The organism is Phyllobacterium sp. A18/5-2 (assembly GCF_025452215.1).
Classification (GTDB): domain Bacteria; phylum Pseudomonadota; class Alphaproteobacteria; order Rhizobiales; family Rhizobiaceae; genus Phyllobacterium; species Phyllobacterium sophorae.
Window position 1 is genome coordinate 2,489,719 of the sequence record NZ_CP104966.1, and the last position, 13,863, is coordinate 2,503,581.

The 13,863-nt window shown below is 60.6% G+C and carries 8 protein-coding genes and 4 pseudogenes; 10 read left to right on the forward strand and 2 right to left on the reverse strand.

Annotation, left to right across the window (positions count from 1 at the left end):
- The first annotated feature begins 95 nt into the window (after window positions 1-95).
- The 5 genes and pseudogenes from N8E89_RS12340 (at window position 96) to N8E89_RS12360 (ending at window position 9,688) form a co-directional block, all read left to right on the forward strand.
- Window positions 96-3,439: pseudogene (locus tag N8E89_RS12340) on the forward strand (DUF2126 domain-containing protein).
- Window positions 3,440-3,453: 14 nt separating this feature from the next.
- Complete coding sequence (locus N8E89_RS12345) at window positions 3,454-5,874, forward strand: circularly permuted type 2 ATP-grasp protein (protein ID WP_106666469.1); 2,421 nt, start codon at window positions 3,454-3,456, stop codon at window positions 5,872-5,874.
- A 12-nt stretch (window positions 5,875-5,886) separates the two neighbouring features.
- Window positions 5,887-6,765, forward strand: coding sequence for a transglutaminase family protein (locus N8E89_RS12350; protein ID WP_106666470.1), 879 nt, complete (start codon window positions 5,887-5,889; stop codon window positions 6,763-6,765).
- A gap of 180 nt (window positions 6,766-6,945) precedes the next feature.
- Complete coding sequence (ppaT, locus tag N8E89_RS12355; RefSeq protein WP_262261891.1) at window positions 6,946-8,058, forward strand: pyridoxamine--pyruvate transaminase; 1,113 nt, start codon at window positions 6,946-6,948, stop codon at window positions 8,056-8,058.
- A gap of 73 nt (window positions 8,059-8,131) precedes the next feature.
- Window positions 8,132-9,688, forward strand: coding sequence for an ABC transporter substrate-binding protein (locus N8E89_RS12360; RefSeq protein WP_410010374.1), 1,557 nt, complete (start codon window positions 8,132-8,134; stop codon window positions 9,686-9,688).
- An 18-nt stretch (window positions 9,689-9,706) separates the two neighbouring features.
- Here the strand turns inward: N8E89_RS12360 and N8E89_RS12365 are convergent.
- Window positions 9,707-10,112 (reverse strand): annotated as a pseudogene (locus N8E89_RS12365) (type II toxin-antitoxin system VapC family toxin).
- Window positions 10,109-10,369 carry an antitoxin gene (locus tag N8E89_RS12370; RefSeq protein WP_106666473.1) on the reverse strand — a complete coding sequence of 87 codons (261 nt, stop codon included), beginning with the start codon at window positions 10,367-10,369 and terminating at the stop codon, window positions 10,109-10,111. The pseudogene N8E89_RS12365 and the gene N8E89_RS12370 overlap by 4 nt, the downstream one beginning before the upstream one ends.
- 131 nt (window positions 10,370-10,500) lie before the next feature.
- Here N8E89_RS12370 and N8E89_RS12375 point away from each other — a divergent pair, with 131 nt between their 5' ends.
- From N8E89_RS12375 to N8E89_RS12390, 5 genes and pseudogenes are all read left to right on the forward strand, one after another.
- Window positions 10,501-11,481, forward strand: a complete 981-nt coding sequence (locus tag N8E89_RS12375; RefSeq protein WP_106666474.1) for an ABC transporter permease — start codon at window positions 10,501-10,503, stop codon at window positions 11,479-11,481.
- Entirely contained in the window at window positions 11,478-12,293 is an 816-nt protein-coding gene (locus tag N8E89_RS12380) for an ABC transporter permease (protein WP_106666475.1), read from the forward strand. Before N8E89_RS12375 ends, N8E89_RS12380 begins: the two co-directional genes overlap by 4 nt.
- Window positions 12,294-12,373: 80 nt before the next feature.
- Window positions 12,374-12,742: pseudogene (locus N8E89_RS29310) on the forward strand (ATP-binding cassette domain-containing protein); the annotation flags it as partial.
- 15 nt (window positions 12,743-12,757) lie between these two features.
- Window positions 12,758-13,090, forward strand: a complete 333-nt coding sequence (locus N8E89_RS29315; RefSeq protein ID WP_410010375.1) for an ABC transporter ATP-binding protein — start codon at window positions 12,758-12,760, stop codon at window positions 13,088-13,090.
- A pseudogene (locus N8E89_RS12390) lies at window positions 13,087-13,858 on the forward strand (ABC transporter ATP-binding protein). The gene N8E89_RS29315 and the pseudogene N8E89_RS12390 overlap by 4 nt, the downstream one beginning before the upstream one ends.
- Window positions 13,859-13,863 lie beyond the last annotated feature (5 nt).

Consider the following 13,863-nt stretch of genomic DNA (forward strand, 5'->3'; position numbering starts at 1 on the left):
ATATTTGGCAGAGCCGCATTTAAAGACGTGAACTGCGCAATAGAGTACGCTAGGTTTCTCGGGAACGCGCATTTAGAAGAACAATTTGAGGCGACATGGCAATTCACGCTGCAGTCTATCATTTGACGCACTACAAATATGACCGTCCCATCATGCTGGGGCCGCAGATCATCCGCCTTCAGCCCGCGCCGCATTCCCGCACGAAAGTGTTGAGCCATTCGCTGAAGGTCAGTCCGGCCAATCATTTCGTCAATCTGCAACAGGATCCCTACGGCAATTTCCTGGCCCGCTTCGTCTTTCCGGAGCCCGTGACGGAGCTGAAGATCGAGGTCGATCTCGTCGCCGATATGACTGTCTACAATCCGTTCGACTTCTTCGTCGAGCCGGTCGCGGAGACCTGGCCCTTTACCTATCCGCAAGACATCAGCGAAGACCTTTCGATTTATCTGAAGCCGGAACCGGCCGGACCGCTGCTGCAAGCGTTTCTCGATACGATCGATCGCACACCAACCAACACCGTGAACTTTGTGGTGGATCTCAATGCGCGCATCCAGCGCGAGGTCGGCTATGTCATCCGCATGGAAACGGGCGTGCAGGAACCCGAGACGACGCTGAACGTGCGTACCGGTTCCTGCCGCGATTCGAGCTGGCTGCTGGTGCAGGCCTTGCGTCATCTCGGGCTCGCCGCGCGATTTGTTTCGGGTTACCTGATCCAGCTGAAGCCTGATCTGGTTTCGCTCGACGGACCTGCCGGTACCGACAAGGATTTCACCGATCTTCACGCCTGGTGCGAGGTCTATCTGCCGGGCGCCGGCTGGATCGGTCTCGATCCGACGTCGGGCCTTTTGACAGGCGAAAGTCATGTGCCGCTTGCCGCTACGCCGCATTATCGTAACGCCGCACCGATTTCCGGCATGGCGGAACCCGCCAATGTCGAATTCGGCTTTGACATGCGTGTCACCCGCGTTTCGGAGCACCCCCGCATCACCAAGCCGTTCTCCGATGAATCCTGGTCCGCGCTGGATGCGCTCGGAGAAAAAGGTGGACAGTATTCTGAAGGAGCGGGATGTACGCCTTACCATGGGCGGCGAGCCAACCTTCGTCTCCATCGATGATTTCAGATCCGGCGAATGGAACACGGACGCTGTCGGCCCGACCAAGCGCGACAAGGCCGACAAGCTCATCCGCCGTCTGCGCGAACGTTTCGCACCGGGTGGATTTCTGCATTATGGACAAGGAAAATGGTATCCCGGCGAAAGCCTGCCGCGTTGGACCTTTTCGCTCTATTGGCGCAAGGACGGCAAGCCGATCTGGGTCAATCCGGATCTGATTGCGCCGGAAAACAGCAAGGCGAATGTCAAGCCGGACGATGCCGGAAAGCTTCTCACCGGGATTGCCAGCGTGCTCGGCGTCGAAGACGAGATGGTCACGCCTGCCTATGAGGATCCGGCCGAATGGATCGTCAAGGAAGGCAACCTTCCGGCAAATGTCGATCCGTCCAATTCAAAGCTTAAAGACCCCGAAGAGCGCAGTCGAATTGCCCGCGTCTTCGAGCGCGGTCTGACCGAGCCAACTGGCTTTGTCCTGCCCGTGCAGCGCTGGAACAGCCAGGCAGCCGCCGGCCCGCGCTGGCGCAGTGAAAAGTGGAAGACACGTCGTGGCAAGCTTTTCCTGGTGCCGGGGGATTCGCCTGTTGGCTATCGTCTGCCGCTTGGCTCTCTTCCGCATGTTCCTCCATCGGAATATCCTTTTTATCGTCCCGCTCGATCCATCGGTCGACCGCGATGCTCTGCCGGATTCAGTAGCGCAACCGGGAGCTCCGGCCGCGCGGGATGCGCCGCAGGCGGTGGCTTCGTTCACCGCGGCCGAAGGCACTCAACAGGAGCGCGTCGAACAGGAACTCGGTGAAATCGGCGGCGCGGTGCGCACGGCCATCTCGGTCGAGCCGCGTGACGGCCGCCTGAGCGTCTTCATGCCGCCGGTGGAGGCGCTGGAGGATTATCTGGAACTGGTTGGCGCCGCGGAAGCTGCCGCAGCAAAGCTCGGTCTTCCGGTCCATATCGAGGGCTATGGGCCGCCGCAGGATCATCGCATCAATGTCATCCGCGTTGCGCCCGATCCGGGTGTCATCGAGGTGAATATCCATCCAGCCTCCAACTGGCGCGAATGCGTCGAGACGACGACGGCGATCTATGAGGAAGCCCGGCAGACCCGGCTTGGCGCCGACAAGTTCATGATCGACGGCCGCCACACCGGCACCGGCGGCGGCAATCATGTGGTCGTCGGCGGTGAAACGCCGAACAACAGCCCTTTCCTGCGGCGCCCTGATCTTCTGAAGAGCCTCGTGCTGCACTGGCAGCGCCACCCCTCGCTGTCCTACCTGTTTTCGGGCATGTTCATCGGCCCGACCAGCCAGGCGCCGCGTTTTGACGAGGCGCGGCACGACAGTCTTTACGAACTCGAGATCGCCATGGCACAGGTTCCGTTACCAGGCAGGGGTACGCCGCCGCTTCCCTGGCTGGTGGACCGGCTTTTCCGCAATCTGCTGGTCGATGTCACCGGTAATACCCATCGCTCGGAGATTTGCATCGACAAGCTGTTTTCGCCCGACGGTCCGACAGGCCGGCTGGGGCTCGTCGAGTTCCGTGGTTTCGAGATGCCGCCCAATGCACGCATGAGCCTTGCACAGCAGCTGCTCGTTCGCGCATTGATCGCCCGGTTCTGGAACAGCCCGATCGAGGGTAGCTTTGTCCGCTGGGGCACGTCCTTGCACGACCGTTTCATGCTGCCGGCCTTTGTCTGGCAGGACTTTCTCGATGTTTTGGCGGACCTGCGCCAGCACGGTTTCGATTTCCGTCCCGAATGGTTCGAGGCACAGCTGGAATTCCGCTTTCCGTTCTGCGGCGAAATCGAGAATGAGGGCGTCAAACTCGAACTGCGGCAGGCGCTGGAGCCGTGGCATGTCATGGGTGAACAGGGGGCCATCGGCGGCACGGTCCGCTTTGTCGACAGTTCGGTTGAGCGGCTTCAGGTCAAGGTCGAAGGCTTCAATGCCGCGCGCTACAGCGTTGCCTGCAACGGCCGGGAAGTGCCGCTGAAAATGACCGACGTCAATGGAACCGCCGTTGCCGGCGTGCGCTACAAAGCCTGGCAGCCGCGCTCGGGCTTGCATCCGATGATCCCGGTCAACACGCCGCTGGTCTTCGATATTTACGACCAGTGGTCGGGCCGGGCGATTGGCGGTTGCGTCTATCATGTCGCACATCCCGGCGGCCGCAGCTATGATACGTTTCCTGTCAATTCGAACGAGGCCGAGGCGCGCCGCCTGACCCGGTTTGAGCCACGCGGGCATACGGCCGGAGGATATGAGCTCAGGAAAGAAACGCCATCGGCTGAATTTCCGATGACTCTCGATCTGAGAAGGCCGCGCCAGAATTGAGACCGAAAGGAAGCATGACTGCAAGCAAACCAGCACAATCGCTGCCCGGAGCCGGATCAGAAACCCGGCCCGGCCTGCTTGCGAGCTACAGGCCCCTGCCCAATGTCGCCGACGAGATGATCGATCCGTCAGGCGCGGTCCGCCCCGGCTGGGAAACCCTGCTTCACACACTCGACGAGATCGGCCCGGAAAAGCTTGCGACGCGCTTTGCCCGCGCCAATCAGTATTTGCATGATGCTGGCGTGTTTTACCGTGTCTATAACGAGAACGGTACGCAGGAGCGCGAATGGCCGCTCGCCCACATTCCGATTTTGATCAATGAGGATGAATGGCGGTCGATCACCCTTGGCCTGACGCAGCGGGCCGACCTGCTCGAAGACATCGTTGCCGACGTTTACGGCGAGAACAAGCTGATACGGGACGGTTTGCTTCCCCCTGACCTGGTTGCCTCGAATCCGGAATTCCTGCATCCCGTGGCGGGGGTAAAGCCCGCGAGCGGTCATTTCCTGCATTTCTGTGCCTTTGAACTCGGGCGCGGGCCGAATGGTCAATGGTGGGTGCTTGGCGACCGGACGCAGGCGCCGTCCGGTGCAGGTTTCGCGCTGGAGAACCGCGTCGCGACGACCCGCGCGCTGTCGGACATTTCGGGCGCCATGAATGTTCACCGGCTGGCGGGCTTCTTCAAGGATTTCCGCGACAGTTTGCAAGGGCTGATCAATAGTCCGCAAGGGCGCGCCGCGATCCTGACGCCCGGACCGAACAATGAAACCTATTTCGAACACGCCTACATCGCCCGCTACCTCGGCATCATGTTGCTGGAAGGCGATGACCTGACGGTCAGCAAGGGCAAGGTGATGGTGCGGACCGTTTCCGGTCTCAAGCCCGTCGATGTCCTTTGGCGGCGCATGGATGCTGCCTATGTGGACCCGCTGGAACTGAAGACCGATTCATGGATCGGCACGCCGGGCATGGTCGGCGCATTGCGCCGGCGCTCAGTCTCGCTGGTCAATGCGCTCGGATCGGGGATACTCGAAACCCGTGCACTGCTGGCTTTCCTGCCGGCCATTTCGCAGGCGCTGCACAATCGCGAACTCGCATTGCCGAGCATCGCGACCTGGTGGTGCGGGCAAGAGAAGGAGTGCAAGCATGTGATCGACCGGCTCGACCAGATGATGGTCGGTCCAGCAATGTCGACGCGGCTGCCCTTCGAGGATGGCAATGTAACGGTACTTGGTTCCAGCCTCGACGACGTAGCGCGCCAGGGGCTGCTTGCCAGATTGCAGAAGGACGGGCGCGGGCTGGTCGGCCAGGAGGCCATCAAACTCTCGACTACGCCGGTCTATGTCGACGGCAGGCTCGAGCCGCGGCCATTCGTGCTGCGCGTCTTTGCGGCACGGCACAAGGATGGCTGGAGCTTCATGCCGGGAGGATTTGCCCGGGTCGGTTTCACGCTCGATACCGCTGCGATCGCCATGCAGAGGGGCGGACAGGCCGCCGACGTCTGGATCACCTCGAGCGGTCCGGTCGCCAAGGATACGCTTCTGCCACGTGAGGACGATACGTTCCGGCGCAATGTGCCGGGGACGCTGCCAAGCCGCGCTGCCGAAAACCTGATGTGGATGGGCCGCTACATTGAGCGCGCGGAAGGGACGGCGCGTATCCTGCGTGCCTGTCATGCGCGCTATGCCGAGGCGGCCAATATGGAACTGCCGCTGCTGGCGGAAATGCGCGATTACCTGAAGCCGCTGGGCGTCAATCTCGATACCGCCATTCCCAAGGGGCTGCAGCGCTCCATCGATGGCGCGATGCTCAGCGCCGGACGCATTCGCGACAGATTTTCGCCCGATGGCTGGCTGGCCCTGCGCGATCTGTCGAAGACGATCCATCGTTTTCAGGACGTCGTATCACCTGGCGACGACACTACGCGTGCCATGACGATCATCCTGCGCAAGCTCGCCGGTTTCTCCGGTCTCGTGCATGAAAACATGTATCGCTTTACCGGCTGGCGTTTTCTCGAAATCGGCCGCCGGCTCGAGCGCGGCATTCAGATGGCGCGGATCCTGGCGACGTTGTCGCGCCATGATGCGGCGGATGGCGCGCTGGAAATGCTGCTGGAGATCGGCGACAGCGTCATGACTCACCGGCGGCAGTACAGCGTTTATTCCGGCCGGATCAGTGTCCTTGATCTGCTGGCGCTCGATCCGCTCAACCCGCGTTCGATCATCTTCCAGCTCGATGCGCTGAAGACGGAGTTCAGCCTGCTGCCGTCGCGAGAGGCGGGTGCCAACATGCCGGCGTTTTCCAAGAAGGTGTTGCGCCTCCACACGGATCTCGCGATCATGGAGGCAACCGACCTGACGCCGGAAAAACTCGGCACGCTCGCCTTCGAAATCGGCACGCTGTCCGATACGATTTCCGATACCTATTTCGCGTGAGGGTTGCGACGCATGCTTTATAACATCCGTCTTCACCTCCATTACGACTACGAGCGGTCGGCAGCGGGCGGGCGGCATCATATCCGCGTCATGCCCCAGACAATGACGGGTGTCCAGCGCGTGATAGCTTCCAGCCTCTCCTTCGATCCGGTCTCGACAGAGCGGTCGGAATTCACGGACTTCTTTTCGAACACTGTCACCTCGATTGTCTATCGCAATCCGCATGAGACGCTGGACGTGACAATGACCGCCCGTGTCAATGTAACCCGTCCGCCAAACATGCTTGATGTTTCGCCCGATCTCGCCGGCCTGCAACGGGAGATCCGTAGCGTCTGGTCGATTGCAGCCGATGCGCCGCATCACTTCCTGACCAGCAGCGCCCATGCAACGATCGATCCGGAAATCACGGCCTATGCGGCGAAGAGCCTTGCAGGTACACGCACGGTAATGGAAGCGGTCAAACATCTGAACAATCGTATCCATGCTGACTTCACCTATGAATCCGACGTCACCGATGTGAGAACGAATGCGCGCCAGGCGTTCGATCTCCGGGCAGGGGTGTGTCAGGATTTCAGCCATGTCATGATCGCCGGCCTGCGCGGCATCGGCATCCCGGCCGGGTATGTCAGCGGCTTCCTGCGCACCATTCCGCCACCCGGCGAGGAACGGCTCGAGGGCGCTGATGCAATGCATGCCTGGGTTCGCGTGTGGTGCGGACGCGAGGCTGGCTGGCAGGAGTTCGACCCGACCAACGCCATGATTGCCGGCAACGACCATATTACTATCGGCTACGGCCGCGACTATGCGGATGTGTCGCCGATTGTCGGCGTCCTCAAGACCAGCGGCTCGCAGGAGGGCAAGCAGTCGGTCGACGTCATTCCGCTGGAGTGAGGGGTGGAAGAGCGAGGCCGAGCCTCGACGCTTGCCATCTCTCCCGCAAGGGAGGGATAATCGGCATCAACGTTTCCTGAATTATTGGAATGGTTTTTCTTGGTTTCCGGCAATACGGAGAATAAGGTCTGCATCCTGAGCAGATTATCAAGAATGGGATGAAATTCCGAAGTGCGATCAATGCTTCCCATCCCGCCGCTCATGCTCACCACCGGACCAGTGCCGGCCTATCCCGAAGTGCTCGCCGCGCTTGGCAAGCCGGTGCTCTATGATTATCACCCGGCGTTCCAGACCTACTATGCCGGCGTCGTCGAGAAGCTGCGGCAGGCGTTGAGGACCGACAATGATCCGGTGATCATGCAGGGCGAGGCCATCCTTGGCATCGAGGCTGCGGCCGCGGCACTCATTGCCAGAAACGACGTGGTTCTCAACCTGGTTTCGGGTGTCTATGGCAAGGGTTTCGCTACCTGGGCGGCGCGATATGGGAAGGAAGTCGTTGAACTTGCCGTGCCCTATGACGAGATCATTGACGCTCAAGCGGTGCGCGAGGTCTTGCGCAGGCGTCCTGACATTTCAGTCGTGTCGCTATGTCATCACGATACACCGTCCGGCACGCTCAATCCCTTGCATGAAATCGGGGCGGTTGTAGCCGAGCACGGCGCTTATCTGATCGCCGATGCCGTATCGTCATTCGCCGGCATGGATACGCATCCACAAGATGCACATGCGGACATTTTCATCACCTCGCCTTCGAAATGTCTCGGCAGCACACCCGGTCTCAGTCTCATCGCTGTCACCGAACGCGCCTGGGCGAAGGTCGAGGCCAATCCCGATGCGCCGCGCGGCTCGTTCCTCAGCCTTCTTGCATGGAAGGGGGCGTCGGAGGCCGGCAAGCCTTTCCCGGTAACGCCATCCATCGCCGAAATATACGCACTGGACGCAGCGCTCGATCGCTACACGAGGGAAGGTCCGGCCAATGTATGGATACGCCATGCACAAACGGCCCTGGTCGCACGCCAAGGATTACTCGGGCTTGGCCTCGCACTGTGGCCGAAGCAAGAGGCCTGGTGCGCCCCGACGGCGACTGCCTTTAAAGTACCTGAGGGCATCAGCGACGTAACGCTTCGGGACAGCCTGTTGCAGGACCACGGCATACTGGTCTCGCTTGGGCGCGGCGAGACCGCAGGCAAGATCCTGCGCATCGGCCATATGGGAGCTTCCGCCGAGCCGGCTTTTGCCCGCACCATCATTTCCGCACTGAGCGGTATTCTATCCCGAACCCCTGCCGAATAAGAGGATTGCAACAATGTCCCGTATCCTGTTGAACCGACGCGCTTTTCTCGCCACGACCGCCAGCATCGGGGCGATGACGATCCTGTCTGACCTGAGCTGGGCACAATCGGCAACACCTGCGAAGGGTGGGCGTCTGGTTGTCGCTGGCGATAGTGAGCCCGCCAACCTCAATCCGGCCATCGTTGCCTCGAACGGTGTGTTCTTCGTCGCCAGCAAGGTCATCGAGCCGTTGGCCGAACAATCCTATGACGGCAAGGACGGGCTGTCGCCGCGCCTCGCCACATCCTGGGAAGGGTCCGCTGACGGTTTGACGGTGACGTTCAAGCTGCGCGAGGGTGTGACCTGGCATGATGGCAAGCCGTTCACCTCGGCCGACGTTGCGTTTTCGGCCCTTGAGGTCTGGAAGAAACTGCAAAATCTTGGCCGCGTGGTTTTCAAGAACCTCGAAAGCGTCGAGACGCCGGACGAGCACACCGCGATCTTCAGATTCTCGCAACCGACACCATTCCAGCTCATCCGCAACGCTCTGCCGGTGGTAACCTCGGTCGTGCCGAAGCATGTCTATGAGGGGACGGACATCGCCAAGAATCCGGCCAATCAGCAGCTCGTTGGAACAGGTCCATTCAAGTTCGGCGAGCACAAGCCCGGCGAATATTATCTGCTCAAGCGCAATGACGCCTATTGGCAAAAGGACGAGCCGCTGCTGGATGAGATCGTCTACCAGTTCCTGCCTGACCGCGCTGCAGCGGGCAATGCGCTGGAAGCCGAGCAGATACAGCTTGCGGGTTTCTCCGCCGTCCCGCTTGCCGATCTGGACCGTATATCCAAGGTGCCGGGCCTGAAGGTCTATTCCAATGGCTATGAAGGGCTGACCTATCAGCTGATCGTCGAGATCAATCATCGCCGCAAGGAGCTTGCCGACGTCAAGGTACGGCAGGCGCTTGCCCATGCAATCGATCATGATTTCGTCGTCAAGACCATTTTCCTCGGCTATGCCAAGTCATCGACGGGACCGGTCCCCGCCTACGACAAGACTTTCTATGAGCCGGATGTGACCAAATATGCCTTCGACCCGGCCAAGGCGGAAGCGCTGCTCGATGAAGCCGGCTACAAGCGTGGAGCAGACGGCAAACGCTTCAAGCTGAAGCTTTTGCCCGCGCCATTCTTCAACGAAACCAAGCAGTTCGGCGATTATCTTCGTCAGGCTTTGGCCAAGGTCGGGATCGATGCGCAGGTGGTCAGCAATGATACCCCCGCGCATTTGAAGGCGGTCTATACCGACCATGATTTCGACATCACGGTCGCGACGCCGGTCTATCGCTCCGACCCGGCGATTTCCACCACGATCCTGTTCGAAAGCGGCCTGCCTGCGGGTGTGCCGTTCTCCAACCAGTATGGCTATGCCAATCCGGAAGTGGACAAGCTGATCAAGGAGGCTGCATCAACTGTCGATGCGGAAAAGCGCGCCGGACTCTACAAGGAACTGCAGAAGAAAGCCGCCGACGACCTGCCGCTGATCAATGTCGCCGAGTTTTCCTTCATCACCGTGGCGCGCGACACTGTGCAGAACGTCTCCGACAACCCGCGCTGGGCCGTGTCGAACTGGGCGAATGTGTGGGTGAAGGGGTAGGGGGATATTGTTAGATAGCTAGATGGTCCAGTCTTCGACCTTCAGGCCCTCCACCCTTTGAAACTCGCGAACATTGTTGGTTATGAGAATCAGGTCGCGGGCTTTTGCCTGGCCCGCGATGAGCACATCGTAAGGCCCTATGGGCTGGCCGGCCTGTGCCAGCGTGCTGCGCAGCTCTCCCGATACCCGCGCATCTTCCTGATCAAACTCCAAAATGGGAAAATCGAGAAGAAGCAGACGGAGAGCTTCCAGGTTGAAGGAAATCTTTTGGCTCTTGTAGACACCGAAATAGAGCTCATGCGCGACGACCGAAGGGATACCAATCTCCCCCCTCGCGCTTTTCAAGGATGAGGCGGACCAAGCCGTCCGATTTCCGCGAGACCAACTGAATTACAGCATTGGTATCAAGCACATAGCGCATCATTTGAACAACGTGTCCAATTCCGGCCGCTCCTGCGCCGCGGGTTGCTCGCGACCGCCGTCCAGAAAGTCTGGGCTGAAGCCATGATCGAGGGCCGCTTTGAGCGAACTCCATGCCTGCTTGTCGGCCTTGTGGGGACGCAGGATAAGAGCATCGCCCTCGCGCGAAATTTCAACTTCCTCGACATTCAAGCGGAATTCCTTCGGCAGGCGTACAGCCTGCGAATTCCCGGAGTTAAATACTTTTGCAATCTGCGGCATGTTCGTATTCCTCGACAAAAAGTATATACGAGTGTGTATATACCTTTTGGCCGTATAGTACAAACCCGTTTGTTTTCCAGAGCCAATCCCTCTAGACTCCAAACCTGTTCGCCTGACAGCCGGAGCAATTCTTGCCGCCTTTCGTTTCCTTTTTCCTGAGACGCCTTCTTGGTGCGCTTCCGGTTCTTATCGTGGTGCTGGTTGGCAGCTTCCTGCTGCTTGAGGCCGCTTCCGGCGATGCGGTCGATTCCTATGTGGCGCGGTCCGGCGCCATGGATGCCGAGCAAATGGCGCAGTTGCGGCAGGAATGGGGGCTTGATCAGGGGCCGCTCCACCGTTTCAGGGCCTATGCATCGGCGCTGGCGCAAGGCGATCTCGGCTGGTCCACCGCCTTCGAGCGGCCCGTTGGCTCGGTGATTGCCGAGCGCCTGCCGGTCACGCTGCTGCTCATGGGTATTGCCACGGCGCTGGCTTTCTTCCTTGGTTCCCTGCTCGGCGTTCTCGCTGGCGCAAGACCTGGATCGTTTCGCGACCGTTTCCTCTCCATTACATCGCTGGCGCTTTATGCGGTGCCGGGTTTCTGGCTTGGCCTGGTCCTGATCGTGATCTTTGCCGTGGACCTGCGCTGGCTTCCCATCGGCGGTATCGAGACCGTCGCTTCCGGCAAATCCGGCCTGGCGCGTATCGGCGATATCGCCGCCCATCTGGTCTTGCCCGTCGCGTCACTCGCCATGGTCTATATGGCGCTCTACCTGCGGCTGATGCGTGACCGCATGGGCGAAATCTGGCGCGATCCCTTCGTCAGGGCTTTGGAAGCGCGAGGCCTCAGCCGCCGGCGCATCGTCTGGCGCCACGTCGCCCGAAACGCCGTGCTGCCGGTTGTGACCATGCTGGGATTGCAGGCGGCAGCGATGCTGGGCGGCAGTGTCGTGGTGGAAAGCGTCTTCGCCATTCCGGGCTTCGGCCGCCTCGCCGCGGAAGCCGTGGCGCGCCGGGATACGCCGCTGCTGCTCGGTGTGATCCTGTGCAGTGCCGTCACCGTAATCATCGCCAATCTCCTCGTCGATCTTGCCTATGGCAAGCTCGATCCTCGTGTGAGGGCCGGGCGATGATCTTCTGGAGACAGATGAACTTCGAGGGGCGCGCCGGTTTGATTTTGCTCGCGATCCTTGTCCTGATGGCGCTGCTGGCACCCTTGCTTGCGCCCGGCGATCCGCTGGCCATTACCGGCGAGCCGATGCTGCGGCCATTCACATCCGGGACGCACATGCTTGGGACTGACCGGCTCGGCCGCGACGTGCTTGCGGGTCTGTTGCATGGAACGCGCACCACACTGCTTGTTGCTTTCTCTTCGGCGGCAGTCGCGCTGATCGCCGGCAGCATCGTTGGCACGCTCGCGGGTTTCCTCGGAGGCATTGCCGATACGGTGCTGATGCGCATTACCGAGGCTTTTCAGACCGTTCCCGGGTTCCTTCTGGCGCTTGCATCGATCAGCGTGACTGGACCGAGCGTCGCGACACTGATTTTCGCCATCAGCCTTGGCAACTGGACCCAGGCCGCCCGTGTGACCCGCGCCGAGGTCCTGTCCCTGCGCGAGCGTGATTTTGTCGCCGCCGCGCGAACACTCGGCATGCGGCCGCTGGAGATCGCCTTTCGCGAGATATTGCCCAATGCCTTCGGCCCGACAGCTTCGCTTGCCGCCATATCCGTCGCAGCTGCCATTCTGATCGAGGCGGCACTGTCGTTCCTCGGTTTTGGCGACCCGAACCGCGTGACCTGGGGCAGCATGATCGCGGAAGGGCGTGCCGTGTTGCGCGCCGCGCCCTATCTGTCGATCGTTCCGGGATTGGCACTGGTCATTACCGTCCTCGGTATTCACCTGATCGGCCGGGGGCTCTCACGCACCGAGAGGCTGCAGCCATGAGCGAACCTTACCTGCGCATCCGGAACCTCACCGTGGATTATGGCGGGACCGCTGCCCTGCAGGACGTATCGCTGCAGCTTGCCAAGGGCGGAAGGCTGGCGCTCATTGGCGAGAGCGGGTCCGGTAAATCGACGCTTGCCATGGCAATCGCCGGCCTCTTGCCACGGCGGGCACGTTCCGGCGGGACAATCGAGTTTCCCGCCTTGCCGCGCCAGCCAAGCCTTGGCAAGGACATCGGCGTGTTGTTTCAGGACCCTAGCGGCAGTCTTGACCCGGTGATGACGATAGGAGACCAGATTGCCGAAGTGGTGATGACGCATCGGGGCCTGAGCTGGATATCGGCGCGTTTGATGGCCGCCGAATTGCTTGATCGTGTTCATATTCCAAAGCCGCTTTCCCGGCTCAACAGCTATCCGCATGAATTTTCGGGCGGGCAGAAACAGCGCATCGCTCTCGCCGCCGCCCTGGCAGGCAATCCGTCGCTGCTCATTGCTGACGAGCCAACCAGCGCGCTCGATACGGTGGTGCAGAGGCATATCGTCAATCTTCTCGATGAACTGGTGCGGGACAATGGCCTGACCCTGCTGTTCGTCACCCATGATATAGCCCTGGCTTCCGAGCGCGCCGATACGATCGGGGTGCTTTACAAGGGAAAGCTGGTTGAATGGGGGCCCACCGCCGGGGTCCTGGGTGAACCGGAGCATGCCTACACGAAAGCGCTGATCGCCACGCATATTTCACTGGATATGCCGCGCCGGAAGCGGCTCGCCGAAATCAATGCGGATGGCCTGCAATGATGCAGCGCGCGTCCCCCATACTCGAGGTCAGGAGCCTTGCCAAACGCTTCGGGGATCACGGTGCGGCCGGGCTCAGGAACGTGGATTTCTCGGTCTCAAACGGGGAAACACTGGCGGTGGTCGGTGCCTCGGGCTCCGGAAAAACGACGCTGGCGCGTCTCGTCATGCGGCTATTACCGCCTGAGGCTGGTTCGATTCATTTCCGCGGGCAGGATATTACTGCGTTACGCGGCGAAGGTTTGCGGCGCCTGCGTCCGCATTTCCAAATGGTGTTCCAGGACCCGCTGGCAGCGTTCAATCCGCGCGCCAGTGTCAGGCGCGTTCTGGAGGATCCGCTGCGGCTGCACGGGCTTGCGGCGAAGGCCGAATACGATACCGTCATCTGCGCGACGGCTGGAGCGCGTCGGTCTGAGCGCAGATCTGATAACGCGGCTTCCGCTGGAATTGTCCGGCGGACAACGGCAGCGTGTCGCGATTGCGCGCGCAATTCTGACCAAGCCCGACCTTATCGTGCTCGACGAACCGGTATCGGCCCTTGATGTCTCGGTGCGTGCGCAAATCCTCAATCTGCTGCTCGATCTGCAGGAGGAGACAGGGGTCGCCTACCTCTTCATCTCGCACGATCTTGCCGTCGTCCGCGCCTTTGCGGACAGAATGATCGTGATGGAGGAGGGGCGCATCACCGAAACTGGAATGACCGAACAGGTGCTTGCAAATCCGCAGTCGAATGCGACGCGTATTCTGATCGCCGCCGTTCCGCGGCTATAGGATGG

Excerpts from the sequence above, each read along its gene's own strand:
- N8E89_RS12345 (WP_106666469.1), top strand. The coding sequence starts at position 3,454 with ATGACTGCAAGCAAACCAGCACAATCGCTGCCCGGAGCCGGATCAGAA.
- N8E89_RS12350 (WP_106666470.1), top strand. The coding sequence starts at position 5,887 with ATGCTTTATAACATCCGTCTTCACCTCCATTACGACTACGAGCGGTCG.
- ppaT (WP_262261891.1), top strand. The coding sequence starts at position 6,946 with ATGCTTCCCATCCCGCCGCTCATGCTCACCACCGGACCAGTGCCGGCC.
- N8E89_RS12360 (WP_410010374.1), top strand. The coding sequence starts at position 8,132 with ATGACGATCCTGTCTGACCTGAGCTGGGCACAATCGGCAACACCTGCG.
- N8E89_RS12370 (WP_106666473.1), bottom strand. The coding sequence starts at position 10,369 with ATGCCGCAGATTGCAAAAGTATTTAACTCCGGGAATTCGCAGGCTGTA.
- N8E89_RS12380 (WP_106666475.1), top strand. The coding sequence starts at position 11,478 with ATGATCTTCTGGAGACAGATGAACTTCGAGGGGCGCGCCGGTTTGATT.